The 18863-nt window shown below is 64.7% G+C and carries 18 protein-coding genes, 3 tRNA genes and 1 rRNA gene; 6 read left to right on the top strand and 16 right to left on the bottom strand.

Annotated features, from left to right (window positions below):
- Positions 1-289: 289 nt before the first annotated feature.
- The 7 genes from H146_RS0117150 to H146_RS0117120 form a co-directional block, all read right to left on the bottom strand.
- The gene (locus H146_RS0117150) at positions 290-493 is read right to left on the bottom strand and encodes a cold-shock protein (protein ID WP_019953107.1); all 204 of its coding nucleotides are present in this window, start codon (positions 491-493) and stop codon (positions 290-292) included.
- A 259-nt stretch (positions 494-752) separates the two neighbouring features.
- Positions 753-828 (bottom strand) — tRNA-Thr (locus tag H146_RS0117145).
- Between the two features lie 19 nt (positions 829-847).
- A tRNA-Gln gene (locus H146_RS0117140) sits at positions 848-922 on the bottom strand.
- A 5-nt stretch (positions 923-927) separates the two neighbouring features.
- Positions 928-1003 (bottom strand) — tRNA-Phe (locus H146_RS0117135).
- A gap of 109 nt (positions 1004-1112) precedes the next feature.
- The gene (locus tag H146_RS0117130) at positions 1113-1385 is read right to left on the bottom strand and encodes an oxidative damage protection protein (RefSeq protein ID WP_019953106.1); all 273 of its coding nucleotides are present in this window, start codon (positions 1383-1385) and stop codon (positions 1113-1115) included.
- A gap of 51 nt (positions 1386-1436) precedes the next feature.
- Positions 1437-2516, bottom strand: a complete 1080-nt coding sequence (gene mutY, locus H146_RS0117125; RefSeq protein ID WP_026352087.1) for an A/G-specific adenine glycosylase — start codon at positions 2514-2516, stop codon at positions 1437-1439.
- Positions 2517-2597: 81 nt separating this feature from the next.
- On the bottom strand, positions 2598-4913 hold the full coding sequence (locus H146_RS0117120) for an AsmA family protein (RefSeq protein ID WP_019953104.1): 2316 nt from the start codon (positions 4911-4913) through the stop codon (positions 2598-2600).
- 178 nt (positions 4914-5091) lie between these two features.
- On the opposite strand from H146_RS0117120, the gene hisB reads away from it, so the two are divergent.
- From hisB to hisF, 4 genes are all read left to right on the top strand, one after another.
- On the top strand, positions 5092-5691 hold the full coding sequence (gene hisB, locus H146_RS0117115; protein ID WP_019953103.1) for an imidazoleglycerol-phosphate dehydratase HisB: 600 nt from the start codon (positions 5092-5094) through the stop codon (positions 5689-5691).
- Between the two features lie 45 nt (positions 5692-5736).
- The gene (hisH, locus tag H146_RS0117110) at positions 5737-6381 is read left to right on the top strand and encodes an imidazole glycerol phosphate synthase subunit HisH (protein WP_019953102.1); all 645 of its coding nucleotides are present in this window, start codon (positions 5737-5739) and stop codon (positions 6379-6381) included.
- Positions 6382-6442: 61 nt separating this feature from the next.
- Positions 6443-7204: a 1-(5-phosphoribosyl)-5-[(5-phosphoribosylamino)methylideneamino]imidazole-4-carboxamide isomerase gene (hisA, locus tag H146_RS19795; RefSeq protein WP_019953101.1), complete on the top strand. Its 762-nt coding sequence runs from the start codon at positions 6443-6445 to the stop codon at positions 7202-7204.
- Between the two features lie 2 nt (positions 7205-7206).
- Positions 7207-7980: an imidazole glycerol phosphate synthase subunit HisF gene (hisF, locus tag H146_RS0117090; protein ID WP_026352084.1), complete on the top strand. Its 774-nt coding sequence runs from the start codon at positions 7207-7209 to the stop codon at positions 7978-7980.
- Between the two features lie 36 nt (positions 7981-8016).
- On the opposite strand, the gene H146_RS0117085 is transcribed toward hisF, so the two are convergent.
- Complete coding sequence (locus tag H146_RS0117085) at positions 8017-8619, bottom strand: YjaG family protein (RefSeq protein ID WP_019953099.1); 603 nt, start codon at positions 8617-8619, stop codon at positions 8017-8019.
- A gap of 114 nt (positions 8620-8733) precedes the next feature.
- Entirely contained in the window at positions 8734-9027 is a 294-nt protein-coding gene (locus H146_RS0117080) for an MGMT family protein (RefSeq protein WP_019953098.1), read from the bottom strand.
- 65 nt (positions 9028-9092) lie between these two features.
- Between H146_RS0117080 and H146_RS0117075 the strand changes: the two genes are divergently transcribed.
- Positions 9093-9767 (top strand): type 1 glutamine amidotransferase, encoded by a 675-nt coding sequence (locus H146_RS0117075; RefSeq protein WP_019953097.1) that lies wholly within the window; start codon positions 9093-9095, stop codon positions 9765-9767.
- A 166-nt stretch (positions 9768-9933) separates the two neighbouring features.
- Here H146_RS0117075 and mnmH read toward each other — a convergent pair whose 3' ends face one another.
- From mnmH to H146_RS0117045, 6 genes are all read right to left on the bottom strand, one after another.
- Positions 9934-11061 (bottom strand): tRNA 2-selenouridine(34) synthase MnmH, encoded by a 1128-nt coding sequence (mnmH, locus tag H146_RS0117070; RefSeq protein ID WP_019953096.1) that lies wholly within the window; start codon positions 11059-11061, stop codon positions 9934-9936.
- Positions 11048-12085 carry a selenide, water dikinase SelD gene (selD, locus tag H146_RS0117065; RefSeq protein ID WP_019953095.1) on the bottom strand — a complete coding sequence of 346 codons (1038 nt, stop codon included), beginning with the start codon at positions 12083-12085 and terminating at the stop codon, positions 11048-11050. The genes mnmH and selD overlap by 14 nt, the downstream gene beginning before the upstream one ends.
- A 91-nt stretch (positions 12086-12176) precedes the next feature.
- The gene (gene radA / locus H146_RS0117060; RefSeq protein ID WP_019953094.1) at positions 12177-13559 is read right to left on the bottom strand and encodes a DNA repair protein RadA; all 1383 of its coding nucleotides are present in this window, start codon (positions 13557-13559) and stop codon (positions 12177-12179) included.
- 103 nt (positions 13560-13662) lie between these two features.
- Positions 13663-14133, bottom strand: coding sequence for a copper resistance protein NlpE N-terminal domain-containing protein (locus tag H146_RS0117055; RefSeq protein WP_019953093.1), 471 nt, complete (start codon positions 14131-14133; stop codon positions 13663-13665).
- A gap of 118 nt (positions 14134-14251) precedes the next feature.
- Positions 14252-15361 (bottom strand): alkene reductase, encoded by a 1110-nt coding sequence (locus tag H146_RS0117050; protein ID WP_019953092.1) that lies wholly within the window; start codon positions 15359-15361, stop codon positions 14252-14254.
- 87 nt (positions 15362-15448) lie between these two features.
- Entirely contained in the window at positions 15449-17068 is a 1620-nt protein-coding gene (locus tag H146_RS0117045) for a sulfatase-like hydrolase/transferase (protein WP_156826881.1), read from the bottom strand.
- A gap of 136 nt (positions 17069-17204) precedes the next feature.
- On the opposite strand from H146_RS0117045, the gene hisC reads away from it, so the two are divergent.
- The gene (hisC, locus tag H146_RS0117040; protein WP_019953090.1) at positions 17205-18266 is read left to right on the top strand and encodes a histidinol-phosphate transaminase; all 1062 of its coding nucleotides are present in this window, start codon (positions 17205-17207) and stop codon (positions 18264-18266) included.
- Positions 18267-18614: 348 nt separating this feature from the next.
- Here hisC and rrf read toward each other — a convergent pair.
- A 5S ribosomal RNA gene (rrf, locus tag H146_RS0117035) occupies positions 18615-18730 on the bottom strand.
- Between the last annotated feature and the right edge of the window lie 133 nt (positions 18731-18863).

The raw sequence follows: 18863 nt of genomic DNA, 5'->3' as shown, positions 1-18863 counted from the left end.
TGGCCCTCTCGCCCGGATGTGGCTGCCTCATATGCGGTTCCTGTTCGTCGGGCCAGGAGTTTGCCTGCAGCTTCCTTCAGATTCCGCCTCGCGACGGACACCCTTGCTGTTCGGCTAACGGTTCCCGCTACCAGGGTCCGTAGGGGACTTTCACCCCCAAGTCATCCAGCCAACCACCACGGCGGACCGGATAGCGCCTAGTCGGCGCTGCGCGCCATGCCTGGCGCACCAAAAAAATGAAGGCTGCCGAAGCGGCAGCCTTCATTCATTCGAATAACCCGGTAAGGGTTTATTCGGGGCGAATCGCCGAGGCCTGAAGCCCCTTGCGGCCCTGAGTCACCTCGAAGGAGACCTTTTGACCTTCCTGCAGGGACTTGAAGCCATCCTGCTGGATTTCGGAAAAATGCGCAAAGAGATCGTCGCCACCATCGTCGGGAGAGATGAAGCCGAAGCCCTTGCTGTCATTGAACCATTTGACTGTGCCAGTTGCCATCTTGCGGATACCTGCTTTAGCGAAAGTGAATGATGGTTAGCTCCGGGAAGCGGAGCGAACAGAATAGCCATCAAACTGCTTCGACAGGATCGATAACAACTGACGATATACTGCTTGCTTAACCAACCCGGCTATATTGCACCCCAATCAGCGATGGGGTCAAGCCAACATTTGGCTTCCCTGCAAAAGGCACGATGATAGTGCCGAAAACCTGCCGAAAATCCTGAGCCTCGGTCGATCACAGGGAGATGGGGGGAGGTGGTGCTGGCACCAGGAGTCGAACCCGGGACCTACTGATTACAAGTCAGTTGCTCTACCAACTGAGCTATGCCAGCGACAAAAGAGAGGTTGGCGTGGCTGGGGTAGCAGGACTCGAACCTGCGAATGCCGATACCAAAAACCGGTGCCTTACCACTTGGCTATACCCCAACGAATGGTGGCCAGAGACGGAATCGAACCGCCGACACGAGGATTTTCAATCCACTGCTCTACCGACTGAGCTATCTGGCCTTCGCCAACGGCTGCGTATTAAACCGAAAAGTGCAGATTGGGTCAACAGAAGATGTCACTTTTTTATCATTCAGTCACTTACCGACCACCGCCCCCCTGGGCCAGACGCCTACGAGGAAGGCGGCACATAGCCTGCGGCGGTGTCGGTCTCCTGGTTGTCAAAAAAGCGCTCCATCTGCTCCATCAGATAGCTGCGCGTGTCGGGCTCGAGCATATTGAGATGCTTTTCGTTGATCAGCCGCGTCTGCAGCGCCTGCCACTCCTCCCAGGCCTGTTTCGAAACGTTTTCATAAATCTCCTGCCCCTTCTGTCCGGGCAGCGGCGGCATGGCGAGCCCTTCCATCTCCTGCTGATACTTGCGGCAAAATACCGTACGGGTCATGAACGTCTCTCCCTGGCGGGGCTTTGGCTGCCAGCACTGAAGCCCCAGCGGTTATAAAAGTGTGGTCTGCGCGTCCAGCAGCGCCTTGACCGGCGCTGCCAGCCCAAGGCTGGCCGGCTGGAGCGGATCATACCAGTGCTGACCTTCGGCAACGCCAGCGCTCCCCCGCGACAGATGCGCCGTCAACGGCGTGATTTCGAGGCGAAAGTGGGTGAAGGCGTGCACAAAGGGCTGACGACGCTCGCCAAATCGGCTGCCCGGGGCGTGGCTGTCGAGCCAGTCGCGTAGCTGTGTCTCATCGTCAAACTGCGGCAATCCCCATAGGCCGCCCCACAGGCCGCTGGCGGGACGCTGTTCGAGCAGCACCCTGCCTTCTTCATCGATCAGCATCAGCATCAGAGTGTGGCGCAGCGGTGTCGTCTTTTTGGGTTTGGACTCGGGGTAGCGCGTCTCCTCGCCAGCGCGGTGGGCCACGCAGTCGTCGACAAAGGGGCACAGCAGGCAGGCGGGACGGCGCCGGGTGCACAGAGTGGCGCCCATATCCATCATCGCCTGGGTGAAATCGGCGCAGCGCCAGTGCGGCGTATAATGCTCGGCGAGCTGCCACAGCCGGCGCTCTACCGCCGGCCGCCCGGGCCAGCCGCCAACGCCGTGCAGGCGGCTCAGCACGCGCTTGACGTTGCCGTCCAGAATCGGCGCACGCTGGCCGGTCGCCTGAGCGATGATCGCCCCCGCGGTGGAACGGCCGATGCCGGGTAGCGCGCTCAGTGCTTCGACATTCTCGACCGGAAAGTGGCCGCCGTACGCCTCGACCACGCAGCGCGCCGCACGGTGCAGATTGCGCGCACGAGCGTAGTAGCCCAGCCCGGTCCAAAGATGCAGCACCTCATCCAGCTCGGCAGCAGCAAGGCTTTCGACATCGGGAAAGCGCGCCATGAAACGCTGAAAATAGTCGATAACGGTCGCCACCTGCGTCTGCTGCAGCATGATCTCGGAGACCCATACCCGGTAGGGGGTACGCTCCTGCTGCCAGGGGAGCTGGCTGCGGCCGTGATGGTCGAACCAGTCGAGCAGACGAGTACGAAAATATTCGGCGTCCAGCGGCGCCGGCATGCTGTCACTGGGCGTCATGGATATCGCTGTATCGGCAAGTGAAAACATGCGGGCCGGGCAGCAGACCCGGCCCGTCTTTCGGCAAGCAAACAGGCGCCACTACTGAAAGAGCCCCTTGATGGTCTCTCTCAGGTTATGCCCCTGCCCCTCGCCGAGATGCTCATCGAGGGCGCCTTCAAGGCGCTCCTGCAGCGCCTCGCCGCCGCGCTCAACGGCCGCGGATTGCAGCCGATCGCGCAGCACGGCGGTATCGAGCCGGCACCAGTCGGCTGGCGTGCCGTCGAGGCTGCCCTCGCAGCGCAGCGGCAGGATAATAGCCGTCAGAGCATCGCTTATCGGGCAGCCGTCGAGCGCGGCGCTGTTGTTCAGCTGCAAACCCAACTGGAGGGCCAGCTGCCGCGCGGTCAGGTCGATATCACCGCTGGCCCGAGCCTCGGCGCCGGGTATGGCGATATCGATATCGTCGCTGCTGACCACCCCACTGTCGATCGTCAGGCTACCGCTCAGGCGCTCGAAGGGTGTGTCGCTGCCCGGTTCACTGCCACTGCCATTGCCCTCGAGAGTGGCCACCGCAGAGCACAGCACGCCCGGCAGATTGAAGCCGACAAGAGCACCATCGGTAACGTTGAAGCGGGCGCTACCGTCGAGCTGCGCCAAGGGTGTACCGGCACCGCCGAACGAGGTGCTGAACTCGCCGCCGGCACTCAGGCTGCCGCGCAGCAGGTCGTCACGCCCCAGCGTATCGGTCAGCAGCGGCTGCAGCGCCACCCCCTCGAGCTGTGGAGACAGCTGCAGGCTGGCCGGCACCTCACGCAGGTCGAGTTTTCCGCTGGCATCAAGACGGCCGCCATAGAGCTCGGCATCCAGCTGCGCCAGCCGCAGCAGACCGTCGCTGCCCTGCCCCTGCAGGGTGAGCTGCGTCAGCCTGGCGCCCCTGACGCTCAACCCGTCGAGACGCAGCAGAAGATCAAGATCGAGCCGGCTCAACAGCGCCAGAGGCGATGGCGCGGCGCCCTCGTCTTCTGCGTCGGCCGCAGCGCCCGCGGCGCTATTGTCAGTGTCCGCTGCGTCGGCGTTTTGCGACGCCTCGTCCGCCGCTGGCAGGTAGCGGTCGAGGTCGAGAGCGCCGCCACTCAGCTCACCGTGCAGCAGGGGGGTGTCGAGTCCCAGCGTCAGCTCCCCATTGAAGTCGGTATCGTCGAGCCTGACAGAGAGGCCCTGTAACCGGCCACGTTGGTCATCACCGCTCAGTCGGGTGGAAAAGCCCACCGCGGTGAGGGCGTTACTGTCTGCCGTAGTGGGCGTCATGCCCAGTTGACCGAGCCAGCTCCGCAGGTTGGCGGGCGGCATGGTTAATTCACCCTGCCAGCTCAGCTCGCTGCCAATACCCGCAATCCGAGCGCCGCCGCTCATGGTCAGCTGCTCGGTGCTGGAGAGTCGAAGATCGCTGACGCCCGCACTGCCCTCGGCGAGATCGAGATCGGCATTGAAAGTGGCGGCCAGCGGCAGCGTCTGCCCTTCGGGCAACGACGCCAGCTGCAGGGTCGCATTCAGAGCAGCGCCCTTGAGGCGGTAGACGCGACGATCCGTATCGAACAGGAAGGCGTCGGCATTGAGTTCGACGCTCTGCTCCCCCTCCAGCGCCGCCGCCTGCAGCGTGCTCTTGAGGCGCAGATTGCGCAGCGACCACTGCTCGGCGTCCGGGTCGAAGGCGGCCTGGCTGACCAGATCGACCCGGCCGTTCATCCGCGGCGTCAGCGACTCGAGACTGAATCCGGCCTCGACCGGGAAGGGGGCATCGGCCGTCACATTGGTGGCATCGAGACCAAAATCGGACAGAGTGACATCGCGCCCGCTCTGACGATCGATGTAGTGCACCTGGCCGTCGCTGATGTTAACGCTGGCGATGTTCATCACCAGCGGCCGATCGCCGGCACTGGCGACCTGCTGCGGCCCCCCGGCGCGCGGGGCACTCTCGGCCGGCGGCCGGCCACGCTGATCAGACAGCGTATTGGCCAGCACCTCCCAGTTGGCGCGGCCCGCTTCGTTGCGCACCAGGTTGAGACGCAGGCCATCGAGGGTAAAGCCGTCAACCTCGATATTGCCGGCCAGCAGCGGCGCAAAACGAATACGCGCTTCGGCGCGCTCGAAAGCGGCGAAGGGTGGCGCATCCTCCGCCTGGCCGGGCAGGCGCGCCGAGGCGTCCTCGACGGTCAGGCCGATGCGCGGATAGAAACTCCAGGAGAGCGGGCCATCCAGCGACAGCTCCAGCCCGGTGCGCTCGCGCACCGCATCCGCCAGCCGCGGTTTGAGGTCATTGGGGTCAAGAAAGGTGGTCGCATAGATCACCACGGCCACCGCCAGCAGGCCGAGCACACCGATCGCCGCCAGCACGATCCTGAACAACGCTTTCATCGCCGCATTTCTCCCTGTGGTACGCTGACCTGCCAACCGATTTGCAAGCCCGTCGGCGGCCGACGATAGTGTAGCGGATGGCCGACCCGGTTCTCTATAATGGCGCCTTGCTGCCCTGCAATCCGACGGGGCCTGACACTATATGCCGGAAGCCGTGCTTCCCTGCCCTGGAGCCCTGATGAGTCAGTCGCCGCGACGCGCCAGCGTGTCCCGCAACACCAGCGAAACCCGTATCAGCGTCTCTCTCGAGCTGGATGGTCAGGGCGCACTGCGCGCCGCTACGGGCGTGCCGTTTTTCGAGCACATGCTCGATCAGATCGCCCGTCACGGCATGTTCGATCTGGACGTTCACGCCGACGGCGACCTGCATATCGACGATCACCATACCGTCGAGGATACCGGCATCGCGCTGGGCCAGGCCTTTGCCGAGGCACTGGGTGACAAAAGCGGCATCCAGCGCTACGGCCACGCCTATGTGCCGCTCGACGAAGCGCTGTCGAGAGTGGTGATCGACTTCTCCGGTCGTCCGGGGCTCTATTTCGACGCCGATTTCAGCCGCGCCACCATTGGCCGCTTCGACACCCAACTGGTGGCCGAGTTCTTCCAGGGCTTTGCCAGCCACGCCCGCGCCACGCTGCATATCGACAACCTGCGCGGCATCAACGCCCACCACCAGGTCGAGACCATCTTCAAGGCCTTCGGCCGTGCCACGCGCATGGCGGTCAGTGCCGACGAACGTCTTGCCGGACGTATCGCCTCGACCAAGGGCAGTCTGTAACCCCTGCCACGGATCGCGCCACGGACAGAAAGGAGCCAGTTCGCAATGACGATCGCCATTATCGACTACGGCATGGGCAATCTGCACTCAGTGGCCAAGGCCATCGAGCACGTCAGCCCCGACGAGCGAGTCGCCATTACCCGTGACGCACGCGCTATCAAGGGCGCTTCTCGCGTGGTCCTGCCGGGCCAGGGCGCAATTCGCGACTGCATGGGCGAGCTCGAACGCAGCGAGCTGACCGGGCTGGTGAAGGAGCTGCTGGCGGATGCCAACAAGCCGCTGCTGGGTATCTGCGTGGGCCAGCAGATGCTGATGGACAAGAGCGAAGAGAATGGCGGTGTGCGCTGTCTGGGCTACATGCCCGGGCGGGTAAGGCGCTTCGCCGAGGACGCCGTCGACGGGCACGGCGAGCGACTCAAGGTTCCCCACATGGGCTGGAATCGGGTCCACCAGCACCATATGCATCCGCTGTGGGAGGGCATCCTCACCGGCGAGCGCTTCTATTTCGTACACAGCTACTACGTCAGTGCCGACAGCGACCGCGATGCCATGGGCTACATCGACTACGCCGGCAGCCGCGCTCACGTCGCCACCGGCCGCGACGCCGTCTTTGCGGTACAGTTTCATCCCGAAAAGAGCGCTGCCGCCGGGCTCAAACTGCTGGCCAATTTCGTCAGCTGGTCGCCCTGAAAACGCGCCAGGCCGCCCCCGCCGCGCGCCCGCAACGTCACCGTAACGCCCAGGAGTTGTCATGCTGATCATTCCCGCCATCGATCTCAAGGATGGCCAGTGCGTGCGCCTCAGACAGGGGCGCATGGAGGAGGCCACCACCTACGGCGAGGACCCGGTGGCGATGGCCGGCCGCTGGGTCGAGGCCGGCGCGCGCCGCCTGCACCTGGTGGATCTCAACGGCGCCTTCGAGGGGCGCCCGGTCAATGCCGATGCGGTCAATGCCATCGCCGCGCGCTTTCCCGAGCTGCCGATCCAGATCGGCGGCGGCATCCGCTCCCGCGACACCATCAAAAGCTATCTCGATGCCGGCGTCAGTTGGGTCATTATCGGCACTCAGGCAGTGCGTGAGCCGCAGTTCGTACGCGACATGTGCCGCGAATTTGCCGGCCATATCATCGTCGGCCTCGACGCCCGCGACGGCTATGTCGCCACCGACGGCTGGGCCGAGGTCTCGACCATGCGCGCGGTGGCGCTGGCGCGCCATTTCGCCGAGGACGGCGTCAGCGCCATCGTCTACACCGATATCTCCCGCGACGGCATGATGAACGGCGTCAATATCGACTCGACGGTGGAGTTGGCAAGCCAGGGCGGCGTGCCGGTGATCGCCTCCGGCGGCGTGACCGATATCGAGGATGTGCAGCGCCTTGCCGACGTCGCCGCCAGCGGCATCGTCGGCGCCATCACCGGCCGCGCCATCTATGAAGGGCGGCTCGACCTGAGCGAGGCGCAGACCCTGTGCGACACCGTCGCCCGGCAGCGCCAGCCCGAGAGGAGTGGATGACCATGACGCTGACCAAACGTATCATTCCCTGTCTCGACGTCGACCGTGGCCGCGTGGTCAAGGGTGTCAATTTCGTCGGCATCCGTGACGCCGGTGACCCGGTCGAGGTCGCGCGTCGCTATAACGAGCAGAACGCCGACGAGATCACCTTTCTCGATATCACCGCCAGCCACGAGGCGCGCGACACCACCCTGGAGATGGTCAGCCGCATCGCCGGCGAGGTCTTTATTCCGCTCACCGTCGGCGGCGGTATCCGCAGCTGCGACAACATCCGCGCGCTGCTCAACGCCGGCGCCGACAAGGTGTCGATCAACACCGCGGCGGTGAGCGACCCGGAATTCGTCCGCGAAGCCGCCGAGCGCTTCGGCAGCCAGTGTATCGTGGTGGCGATCGACGCCAAGCGGGTCAGCGCGGCGGAGGAGCCACCGCGCTGGGAGATCTTCACCCACGGCGGGCGCACTCCCACCGGTCTCGACGCCATCGAGTGGGCGCAGCGGATGGTCGAGTACGGCGCCGGTGAGCTGCTGCTTACCTCGATGGATCGTGACGGCACCCGCGAGGGCTTCGACCTGGGTATTACCCGGGCGATCAGTGACGCCGTCACGGTACCGGTGATCGCCTCCGGCGGCGTCGGCACGCTCGACCATCTGGTCGCCGGGGTGAAGGAAGGCGGCGCCGCTGCGGTGCTGGCGGCCAGCATCTTCCACTTCGGCGAGTACAGCATCGAGGAGGCCAAGCGCTACATGGCCGAGCGCGGCATCGAAGTACGGCTGTGAACGCGCATCGCAACCGGGCACGGTGGTCAAGGAGACTCACTCCTCGGCGCCGATGCCCAGATTGCTGATCCCTTCGTTGCACCCCAGCGTCCTGATCTCGCGCAGCCGCTCGCGATCCAGTGGCTGCCCCTCGAGCGCTTCAAGCACCGCCAGTTGGAAGGCGCGCTCATCTGCCATCAGGTCATGGGCGTCAATCAGCGCCTCGCGCTGATCATCATCGCCGATCGACGCTCCCGCCTGCATCTCGATAAAGCGCTCGACGCCGCCAATGGAGAGACGACTCACCTCCTGCGGCGCCTCCACGGCATTTTTGCACAGCGCATCCATGCAGGCCGACAGCGCCGCGGTCAGATCCGCCGCCGCGCGCGCGCCGAAACTGTCATCCGCCAGCGGTTCACACGCTGCCAGCTTTTCCGCCTGGCGGGTAAAGTCGATGTGCACGTCGCGCACCGCCAGCGTTTCCCACACCAGGTCGAGGATGCTGCGCACGCCGTGGACGTCGCCCGCCTCCTCCAGCGCCGCCCACAGCCGGTAGTTGGGCAGCAGGCGCTCCGTCAGCGCCGCCATGAAGGCCAGCGCCGGGCGCCACGCCAGCGCCCGCAGACGCCGCTCGAATCCTGTCTCGATAATGGTGGGCATAGGCTCTCAACTTCTAAAACGCATTTTAAAAACTGCCTTTTGCCGAAAGCCGGGGGCAGATGGAAGCAAGGGGCTTTCGACAGCCCGGGTATCAGGCGAGATCAAGGCAGGCACTCAGGGCCAGAAAAAGCGCGCCGGGATACGTCCACGGCGATCGAACAGAACCCCTTCGGCGGCAAGCAGCTCACGCTGCCTGCGTGCGCCCTCGTGATCGGCCAGCCGACCGCCGGCGGACACCACCCGCTGCCAGGGCAGTGTATGCCCTTGCGGCAGCGTGCGCAGCACTGCACCGACCGAACGCGCCGTGGCGCCATCGGTCATCTTCGCAATGCAGCCGTAGGTGGTCACCCGTCCACAGGGAATCTGCGCAATAATGGTGGTGACCTGCTCGCGCAGCTCAACGCGCATCGCCATCCTCCGGGCAGGCAGCGCCGCGCTGGACGCGCCGTTTCGTATTAATCCAGGCTTTCATCATGCATATCTACTTTCTCCAGCATGCTCCCCACCTCGGCCCGGCGCGAATGGCCGACTGGCTGACCAGTATGGGCCACAGCTTCAACTGCTGCCGACTCGACAACGACGAGGTGCCGCCGCAGCTCAGCAGTTTCGACGCCCTGATCGTACTGGGCGCCTCCGAGCAGATCGCGCCTCACGGCTGGATGAAACGCGAGCAGCGCCTGATCGAGCGCACCCTCAACAGCTCGAAGCCGATTCTGGGGATCGGTTTTGGCGCCGAGCTGATCGCCGAGGCGCTGGGAGCGATCGTATCCCCCAATACCCGCCCCGAGTTCGGCTGGCAGCAGCTGCGCGGCAATCCCGACGGCGATATCGACCTGCCCGAGCGCTTCGAGGCCTTTCTCTGGCATCGGCGCGTCTTCGGCCTGCCGGAGGGCGCCGTGTCGATCGGCGCCAGCGACGCCAGCCCGCTGCAGGGCTTCAGCTGGGACGGCGCCCGGGTGCTGGCCATGCTCTGCCATCTGGAGGCCACCCAACAGTGGGCGCGTGCGCTGATCGAGCATGACAGCGAGCGGCTGCCTGCACCGGGGAGCGGCGTACAGAGCGTCGACGAGATGCTGGCCGACGAGCGCCGCTTTGCCCTCCAGGCGGCGCTGCTGGATCGCGTGATGATCGACTGGCTGCGGCTTTAAGGCACATCATCAGCAACGCCCGAAAGGCAACGGAGCCGGGAGCAGGCTGAAGCAAGGGGCTTTCGCCATGGATGGCGAAGATAGCGCTCGGGGAAGGGTTTATAGCGCCCTTGCGCAAACCTGCTCTCGGACGAAGCAGCCCATTTCCGCAAAGGCTGCACGATATTCACCCCGACCGACGCTGCTGCGCGACCGCCTCGCGCACGAACGCCAGCACCTCCTGCCAGCTGCCGGTAAAGGCTGGCGGCGTCTCCTGCTGCGCCAGCTGGTGGCGATACATGGGGTCGTAATACTCCGTGAGCAGCGGCGCCAGCCAGCGCTCGTGAACGCTCGAATCGCACTGCTCGGCGTGATCCTCGAAGGCCTGTTGCTGCAAAAGCGTCAGCCGCGTCAGGCGCTCGCTGCCCAGGCGTTTCTTGAGCCGGGTCAGGGCGCTGATCAACTGGCGGCGCATCAGTGCCCAGCCCAGCCGTGGGCCATACTGCTGACGATACTGACGCCACAGATCATCGATATAGTCACGGCGAATCTGCGCCAGCCGCCATGCCAGCGGCATCTCGATCAGCACTCTGGGTGCGCCACACATGCTACGCCACAGTGTCAGCGGAATCTCCGCGCTGCCGATACGGCGCGATTCGTCCTCGAACACGAAGGGCGGGCTGCGGCGTGACAGGTCGAGCGCCAGGCGGTGCTCGAAGTCGATCTGCGACGGCGGCTCGCCGGGCTGGCGGCCGAAGCTGGAGCCCTTGTGGCGGGCATGACCTTCGAGATCGATACCGCTGTCCAGCGCCTTGATCAGATCGGTCTTGGCACAGCCGGTCAGACCGGCAACGATCAGCGCCGGTGCCTCGGCGGCGCTGTCGGTCACCGCCATCAGCTCACGCCGGGCGGCCTTGAAGCCGCCCTTGAGACGCGCAACCGGCATACCGCTGGCGCTCAGCCACTGCTGAGCGATCGCCGAGCGCTGCCCACCGCGAGCGCAGTAGATCAGCGCCTGCGGATGACGCGCCAGCACATCCTGCCAGGCCTTCAGCCGCCGCTCGCGCAGCGCGCCGCTGACCAGCCGATGTCCCAGCGCCAGTGCCGCTTCGCCGCCGCGCTGCTTGTAACAGGTGCCGACCTCGGTTCGCTCATCGTCATCCATCAGCGGCAGGTTGATGGCGCCCGGCAGCGCCCCCTGGGCAAACTCCACCGGCGCTCGCACGTCGATCAACAACGGCGCCTCGGTCAGTACCTCGAGACTCGGTTCGACCAGCACGGCCGACAGGGCGGTATCTGGCTCACTGCCGGACATGAATCACCGCGTCGCCATCACGCTGGATGCACTCACCGAAAGGTTCCAGCGTCAGGCCATGCTCGCGGCCGATGCGCTCGATGTCGTCATCGAAGGCGGGGTCGACCGCCAGCACCAGACCGCCGGAGGTCTGCGGGTCGCACAGCCACTGCCAGTGGTAGTCGTCCATCGGCGGCAACAGGCTGCCCATGGCGCGGTAGTTGCGCTCGGTGCCTCCCGGCACCGCGCCGTGGCGCAGATAGCCATCGGCCTCGGCGATGCGCGGCAGGCGCGCGAAGTCGATGTGCGCTGCTACATTGCTGGCGGTGCATATCTCACCCAGGTGGCCGGCCAGCCCGAAACCGGTGACGTCGGTCATGGCATTGACGCCACGCACCGCCGCCAGCTTGCGCCCGATGGCGTTGCTGTGCAGCATGATGTCGCGCGCCAGCCCGCGATGCTCGTCATCCAGCAGACCGCGCTTTTCGGCGGTGGTCAGAATCCCCACGCCCAGCGGCTTGGTCAGGTAGAGCTTGTCGCCCACCTTCGCCCCGCTGTTGCGCTTGAGTTCATCCAGCGCCACCAGGCCGTTGACCGCCAGCCCGAAGATCGGCTCCGGGGCGTCAATCGAGTGGCCGCCGGCCAGCGCCAGCCCCAGCTCGCGGCACACCGACTGGGCACCGGCCAGCACTTCGCCGGCAATCGCGGGATCGAGCTTGTCCACCGGCCAGCCGAGAATGCCCAGCGCCAGAATCGGCCGGCCGCCCATGGCGAAGACGTCGCTGATGGCGTTGGTGGCGGCGATACGGCCGAAGTCGAAGGGGTCATCGACGATCGGCATGAAAAAATCGGTGGTCGCGATCAAACCCTGTCCGTCGCCGAGGTCATAGACGGCGGCGTCCTCGCGATCCTGGTTGCCGACGACGAGTTTGTCGCTGAACGCCCCGGGACCGGCGTTTTTCAACATCGCATCGAGAACATCGGGGGCGATCTTGCAGCCGCAGCCGGCGCCGTGGCTGTACTGGGTAAGACGAATCTGACTCATGCGAGGTCCTGTCAGCATCAAATAGCGCAAGGATAACAGCCTGCCGTGTCGGCCAGGCAGCTCTCTTTGGCCGCACAGCGGCCATGACGCGCTACAGCGCGTCCAGCGCCTTGGAGAGGCGCTCCACCGCCACCACCTCCATGCCCGCCGGTGTCTGGCGGGGCGCGTTGCCGCGCGGCACGATGGCGCGGGTAAAGCCGTGCCGGGCGGCCTCGACGATACGCTCCTGGCCGCTCGGCACCGGTCGAATCTCGCCGGACAGGCCCACCTCGCCAAACACCATCAGCTCTCGTGGCAGGGCGCGGTTCTGCAGGCTGGAGACCACCGCCAGCAGCACTGCAAGGTCGGCGCTGGTCTCCAGCACCTTGACGCCCCCCACCACGTTGACGAAAACATCCTGGTCGCCGGTAAAGAGCCCGCCGTGCTTGTGCAGCACCGCCAGCAGCATGGCCAGCCGCTGAGCATCGAGCCCCACCGCTACCCGCCGCGGGTTGCCCAGCGCCGACTCATCGAGCAGCGCCTGCACCTCGACCAATAGCGGCCGAGTGCCCTCCCACACCACCATCACCAGGCTGCCCGGCGCCATCTCCTCGCCACGGGAGAGAAAAATCGCGCTGGGGTTTTTCACCTCGCGCAGGCCCTGCTCCAGCATGGCGAACACCCCCAGTTCGTTGACGGCGCCAAAGCGGTTTTTCTGTCCGCGCAGCGTGCGAAAGCGCGAGTCGGCGCTGCCCTCCAACAGCAGCGAGGCATCGATCATGTGCTCCAGCACCCGCGGCCCGGCCAGGTTGCCATCCTTGGTGACATGGCCGACCAGCAGCAGCGCCGTGCCGCTGCTCTTGGCAAAGCGGGTCAGCGCTGCCGCCGATTCGCGCACCTGGGCGACGCCGCCGGGCGCCGAGGCGATATCCTCGAGGTGCATGGTCTGGATCGAGTCGATAATCAGCACCGCCGGGCGCTCGCGCTCGGCCATTGCCAGAATGGTTTCGACGCTGGTTTCGGCCAGCATGGACAGGCCCTGGGTGGGCAACGCCAGGCGGTGGGCGCGCATCGCCACCTGGGAGAGCGACTCCTCGCCGGTGACATAGACCACCCGATGCTGCTGGGCGAGATGACAGGCGGTCTGCAACAGCAGGGTCGACTTGCCGGCCCCCGGGTCGCCGCCCAGCAGGATGGCCCCACCGGGCACCAGACCGCCGCCCAGCACGCGATCGAATTCGCTATAGGTGGTGGAAAAGCGCGGCAGTTCGCTCAGATCGACCCTGGAAAGGTCGGTCAGTTCAACACCACCGGCGCCGGCATAGCCCTGACGCGCCGCCTGGGCGGCACCCGCGCCGGAAGCGGCCCTGGCCGTGCCGCCCAGGCGCAACTCGGTCAGCGTGTTCCACTCGCGACAGTTGCTGCACTGCCCCTGCCATTTGGAGTACTCCGCACCACATTCGGTGCAGACGAAGGCACTTCTGGCTTTTGCCATGCGACTCGGCGGTCCTTTCGAGTTTCAGACGGTACAGGGGCCGGATACAACAAGGGGCGGCTGATGGCCGCCCCTGATACACCCTTTGTGACGACCGGCGTCCTTACTGTTGCAGTGTCAGGCGCAGCCGTTCGCCGTTTTCGAAGCTGCGCAGCTGCGGATCGATCAGCTCCAGCGTGGAGGGATTGACCTTCTCGAAGTAGTAGACCTGGCCGTCACCGCTGGGCGTCAACTCATAGACGGTCGCCTGCGGGTTGTTCTGCATGCCGTTGATCACCTCCCAGTTACCGCTATAGGTCTCGGCAGGCGGATTCTGGGGATGATTCTGATAGTCGGCTTCCAGCTCGAAAGTTCGCGTCTGCGGGTTGGTAGCGTCTTCGCTGCCCTGCAGATCGACAGTCAGCTGAATGCCATCGCAGCTGCGACACGGCAGTGTCCCCACATAGGTGCGCGTCTGCTGTGCGGCGCTCGTCATGCCGCTATCGCCACCGCTGGTCTGACCGCCTCCGGTTCCGGCACAGCCGGCCAACAGCGCCAGTAAGGCCGAACCGGCCAGCAACGTTTTCATCTGCATGAAGCTTACTCCTGATGCATGTCGATTGGCCGCCATGGCGACCGGTACCCCAAGCATAATAGACGCTTGCCGGGGGCACCGGAAAGCCATATCCGTTTTCACCCGCGACGCGAACGTGTCACTGCCCGGACGTCGAAAGGAAAGGATAATCCGTATAGCCTTCCACACCGCCACCGTAGAAGGTATCCGGGTCGGGTTCATTGAGCTCGGCACCCAGCCGGAAGCGCTCGGGCAGGTCCGGGTTGGCAATGAAAGGCCGTCCGTAGACCGCTGCATCGGCAATGCCGCGCTCGATCAGATCGGCTTCGCGTTCGGCGGTGTAGTGACCGCAGAAGAGCAGCGCGCCACTTTTGAAGCGTGCCCGCAGGGCGCGACGGAAATCATCGGTCAGATGAATGTCATCGCCGGCCCAGTCCGGCTCGTTGATGTGCAGGTAAGCCAGCCCGCGCAGATTGAGCTGTTCGGCCAGATAGAAGGCCATCGGCCCCGATTCCTCATCGGTCAGGCCAAAGATCTCGATAAAGGGCGAGAGACGAATTCCCACCCGGTCATAGCCGAATACGCTGGCGACCGCATCGACCACTTCAAGCACCACGCGGGCGCGATTTTCGATCGAGCCGCCGTAGCGGTCATTGCGCTGGTTGGAACCGGTCGCCAGAAACTGCTGCAGGAGATAGGCGTTGGCGGCGTGCACCTCGATCATGTCGAAACCGGCCCGTTTGGCACGCACCGCGGCGCGGCGGTAGTCCTCGACCAGCTCGGGAATCTCCTCGGTCTCCAGCGCCCGCGGCGTACTGGCGTCGTCACGCCCGGCACTGCCGTCCTCGAACTCGACGAAGGCCTGAGCGCCCTCGCCGCGCAGGGCGCTGGGCGCCACCGGCTTCTGTCCGTCGGGCTGCACGCGCTCATTGGAGACACGTCCGACGTGCCAGAGCTGCAGCGCAATACGACCACCGCGGGCGTGCACCGCCTCGACCACGCCGCGCCAGCCGGCCTCCTGCGCGTCGGTCCAGATGCCCGGGGTGTAGACGTAGCCCACCGCGGTGGGCGAGATGTTGGTCGCCTCGCTGATAATCAGGCCGGCGCCGGCGCGCTGGCCGTAGTAGGTCTGCTGCAGCTCGCCCGGTACGGTATCGGGCGTACGGGCACGGGTCAGCGGCGCCATGATGACGCGATTGGAGATCTCCAGCGAACCCAGTTTGAGGGGCGTAAAAAGTGATGCGTGCATGAAGTAACTTTCCCTGTCAGAACATCGTCCTGCAACGGCGATAAGCCGTGCGCTTAGATTTTCTTATGGAGGCCGTTAGGCTGCTTATCAACCCCCATCAGCCGAAGTACCCGTCTCCACGGCGCTGAAACCCTCGATCAGCCGCGGTCGTAACTCATCCATGTCCCACTGCGGCGCGGCCTCCCCCGGCAGCATACCGGTACGCCAGCCCCAGCGGGTGAAGGTCTCCAGTACCCGGCGGTCACGGCTGATAACATGCACCGGTACGTCGCGGCTGGCGCCCTCGCCGGTGATCAAGGTGGCGGGCTGGTGGTCGCCCATGGCGATGACGACCAGATCATCATCGCCGTAGCGATCAATGAAGGCGCCGAGGGTTGCAAGGGAATAGTCGATCGCTTTCAGATACTGACGGCGCACCCGCTCGCTGTCCTGCCACACCACGTCGGGCGGGTCACCGGCATCGGCCCAGCGATTGAAAATACGACCGTCCCCGACCTCTGCCCAGTCGATCAGCGGCGGTATCGGCGTCCAGGGGGCGTGGCTCGAGACGGTGGCCACCTCGGCCATGATGGGGGCTCGGTTCCGGCGCGACAGCTCAAGCCGCTCAAGCGCCGAAAAAGTGTACTGATCGGGCATGGTGACCCAGTTAAAAGGGCGGCCTTCATAGCCGAGATTGCGTGCGTCATAGACCTTTTGAAAGCGATACCAGGCATTGCTCGACCAGTCACGGGTGAGTGCCGGCGCTACCGCCAGGGTGCGCCAGCCGGCACGTTCAAAAAGCTGTGCCAGCGACATCCTGTCGGTGCCCATCAGCCAGTTGTAACGCCGCTGGGAATCGATCCACAGGCCCGACTGCAGGGTGGCGTGCGAAAGCCAGCTCTGCCCGCCCACGGTGGGTGCGCGCAGCCAGCCACTGCGCGCACCAAAACCGGCGCTGTCGAACTCACGCTGCATCTCCTGTAGCCGCGGTCGGAGCGTATCGCTGTAGCGCGGCTGATCCAGCGCTACGCGACCGTATGACTCGATAAAGACCAGCAGCACGTCGTGATCGCGTAGCCCCTCGAGGAGTCGCTGCGGCGCTACGGTGGCTCCTTCGTCCTGACGCACACGCGCCTGGAGTGCGGCCAGATCGCGCAGGTTCTGACGCGACTGCGTGACGTGTTCGGCAACCAGGCGGGTGCTGCCGGCCAGCGGCTGTCGATCGTCGAGCTGCCAGCCGAGCAGGGCAGCGATCAGCAGCAGCATGGAGAGGCCCGGCAGGATCGCACGATAGCGTGCAACACGTGCTAGACCGCTCCACAGCAGCATGAAGACAAGACCCAGTCCCAGCGCCACGCTCAGCGCCAGCAGCAGCGCGCGGAACTCACCCAGCGCGCCCTGCAATACGTTCCAGCCGGGAGCGATCAGATGCCAGTCGGCCAGCGGATCGAAGATACGCCAGTAGGCCTGCAGCGCCACCATATCGGCCAGTTTGAGCAACAGTAGCGTCATCAACGCGAGCGCAAGGAGCGCTGCCAGCCAGCGACGCAGGGCGTGTGGCGCCACCCCGAGCAGTAGCAGCACGATCGCCAGCTCCAGAGGCGGCCAGAACTGCGGGGTAGCGGCCAACGCCGCCAGACTGTTGGGTAGTGCCAGAATCAACCAGCACAGCGCCAGCGTCACTATCAGCACCGCGATGCCAATCACTCTTTTTCCTCTGCGCCCCATCATTGCTCCTTTTGGTGCCGGCATTATTGTGACAGATCGCTCGTCACTCCGGTTCTTGCGCCCATCGCGGGCAGGCGCCAACATGAGCGATCAGAAGCCGTCACCACACTGTTGCCACAATATTTCGAGAGCCTTGATGAGCAAATTCTGGAGCCCCGGGGTTGAAGCGCTGACCCCCTATGTGCCCGGCGAGCAGCCGCGCCAGCGCATGATCAAGCTCAATACCAATGAAAACCCCTACCCGCCGGCAAAAGGGGTGGAGCGGATACTTCGACATTTCGATATCGATACACTGCGACGCTACCCGGATCCCACCTCCATCGCGCTGCGCGAAGCACTGGCACATGAACACGGTGTAAAGCCCGAACAGGTTTTCGTCGGCAACGGCTCCGACGAGGTACTGGCCTTTGCCTTTCGCGCTTTTTTCTGCCGTAGCGAGCCGCTATTGATACCCGAGCATACCTACAGCTTCTACCCGGTTTACTGCCAGCTCTACGGTCTCGAACTGAAGAAACTGCCGCTCAACGAACGCTGGGAAGTAGCGCTGGATCAGCTCCCTGCCGACGGCCATGGCGGCATTGCCTTTGCCAACCCCAATGCGCCGACCGGCCATGCCCATGAACGCAGCGCCCTGCAGGGCCTGCTGGAGCGTCAACGCGAGCGTGTAGTGCTGATCGACGAGGCCTACGCCGGCTTCGGCGCCGAGAGCGCGGTACCCCTGATAGACGAGTTTCCCAACCTGCTGGTTACCGGTACCTTTTCGAAATCGCGCAGCCTTGCCGGCCTGCGTATCGGCTTCGCAATCGGATCGAGCGAACTGATCGAGGGGCTTGAACGGATCAAGGACTCTTTCAACTCCTATCCTCTGGACCCCATCGCCAGTGCCGCTGCCATCGCCTCGCTGGAGGACGGTGAGCACTACCAGCGCTGCTGCAAGGCGATAATGAAGACCCGCCAACACACGCACGAGGCCCTGGAGACGCTCGGCTACACCGTACTACCGTCGAAGTCCAACTTCCTGTTTGCAAGTCCGTCACAGGAGAGTGCCGCCGCAGCCTTTGCCCGTCTGCGTGAGAACGGCATTCTGGTGCGCTATTTCGATCGACCGGGGCTGTCGGACTGGCTACGTATCTCGATCGGTAACGATGAAGAGATGAAAGCGTTGGTGGATGTACTGCGCCACGAGCCCGGTCAGTAGCCACAATAGCCGCAATCGACTGTGCGGCCGCTCCGACCGAGGGCGACACGCCGCCCGACAACGCGAGTGCCCGATATAAAAGGACCCCGACCCTGCCGGGGTCGGGGTCCTGAAAAAGCAAAACCCCGACCATGTTGTGATCGGGGTTTCAAAAAGGGTGCCTGACGATGATCCGGGCGGCGCTCCGCTACTGTTACTCGTCCCGTCCCGGGACTCGCCCTGCGGGCCCGCTGAAGCGGTTCCCGTCTGTTCCCGACAGACGGGTCATGGGGAGACCCCTGAAAAGCCCATGGGGAGGACCGGAAAAGCAAAACCCCGACCATGTTGTAATCGGGGTTTCAAAAGGGTGCCTGACGATGACCTACTCTCGCATGGGGAGACCCCACACTACCATCGGCGCTGAGCGGTTTCACTGCCGAGTTCGGGATGGGATCGGGTGGGACCCGCTCGCTCTGGTCGTCAGGCAATTCGGCTGGCAGCGCTGTCGCGAAGACAGCGCCGCCGTATACGGGATCATGCTGCAGCTGCGATACGCCTCGCGTATCCGGCGTCGTGCGACGCGAACCACTTGGGTGTTATATGGTCAAGCCTCACGGG

Origin of the sequence: Kushneria aurantia DSM 21353, assembly GCF_000382245.1 — a bacterium.
GTDB lineage: Bacteria > Pseudomonadota > Gammaproteobacteria > Pseudomonadales > Halomonadaceae > Kushneria > Kushneria aurantia.
The sequence above is the reverse complement of the archived record's forward strand: the minus strand, read 5'-3'. Positions and strand labels throughout refer to the sequence as shown.

What these genes read in the sequence shown, in the direction of transcription:
- H146_RS0117050 (WP_019953092.1), bottom strand. Translation starts at nt 15,361, where the DNA reads ATGCACGCATCACTTTTTACGCCCCTCAAACTGGGTTCGCTGGAGATC.
- mutY (WP_026352087.1), bottom strand. Translation starts at nt 2,516, where the DNA reads ATGACGCCCAGTGACAGCATGCCGGCGCCGCTGGACGCCGAATATTTT.
- H146_RS0117045 (WP_156826881.1), bottom strand. Translation starts at nt 17,068, where the DNA reads ATGGGGCGCAGAGGAAAAAGAGTGATTGGCATCGCGGTGCTGATAGTG.
- hisB (WP_019953103.1), top strand. Translation starts at nt 5,092, where the DNA reads ATGAGTCAGTCGCCGCGACGCGCCAGCGTGTCCCGCAACACCAGCGAA.
- selD (WP_019953095.1), bottom strand. Translation starts at nt 12,085, where the DNA reads ATGAGTCAGATTCGTCTTACCCAGTACAGCCACGGCGCCGGCTGCGGC.
- hisH (WP_019953102.1), top strand. Translation starts at nt 5,737, where the DNA reads ATGACGATCGCCATTATCGACTACGGCATGGGCAATCTGCACTCAGTG.
- H146_RS0117075 (WP_019953097.1), top strand. Translation starts at nt 9,093, where the DNA reads ATGCATATCTACTTTCTCCAGCATGCTCCCCACCTCGGCCCGGCGCGA.
- hisA (WP_019953101.1), top strand. Translation starts at nt 6,443, where the DNA reads ATGCTGATCATTCCCGCCATCGATCTCAAGGATGGCCAGTGCGTGCGC.
- H146_RS0117080 (WP_019953098.1), bottom strand. Translation starts at nt 9,027, where the DNA reads ATGCGCGTTGAGCTGCGCGAGCAGGTCACCACCATTATTGCGCAGATT.
- H146_RS0117120 (WP_019953104.1), bottom strand. Translation starts at nt 4,913, where the DNA reads ATGAAAGCGTTGTTCAGGATCGTGCTGGCGGCGATCGGTGTGCTCGGC.
- hisC (WP_019953090.1), top strand. Translation starts at nt 17,205, where the DNA reads ATGAGCAAATTCTGGAGCCCCGGGGTTGAAGCGCTGACCCCCTATGTG.
- H146_RS0117150 (WP_019953107.1), bottom strand. Translation starts at nt 493, where the DNA reads ATGGCAACTGGCACAGTCAAATGGTTCAATGACAGCAAGGGCTTCGGC.
- H146_RS0117085 (WP_019953099.1), bottom strand. Translation starts at nt 8,619, where the DNA reads ATGCCCACCATTATCGAGACAGGATTCGAGCGGCGTCTGCGGGCGCTG.
- H146_RS0117055 (WP_019953093.1), bottom strand. Translation starts at nt 14,133, where the DNA reads ATGCAGATGAAAACGTTGCTGGCCGGTTCGGCCTTACTGGCGCTGTTG.
- mnmH (WP_019953096.1), bottom strand. Translation starts at nt 11,061, where the DNA reads ATGTCCGGCAGTGAGCCAGATACCGCCCTGTCGGCCGTGCTGGTCGAA.
- hisF (WP_026352084.1), top strand. Translation starts at nt 7,207, where the DNA reads ATGACGCTGACCAAACGTATCATTCCCTGTCTCGACGTCGACCGTGGC.
- H146_RS0117130 (WP_019953106.1), bottom strand. Translation starts at nt 1,385, where the DNA reads ATGACCCGTACGGTATTTTGCCGCAAGTATCAGCAGGAGATGGAAGGG.
- radA (WP_019953094.1), bottom strand. Translation starts at nt 13,559, where the DNA reads ATGGCAAAAGCCAGAAGTGCCTTCGTCTGCACCGAATGTGGTGCGGAG.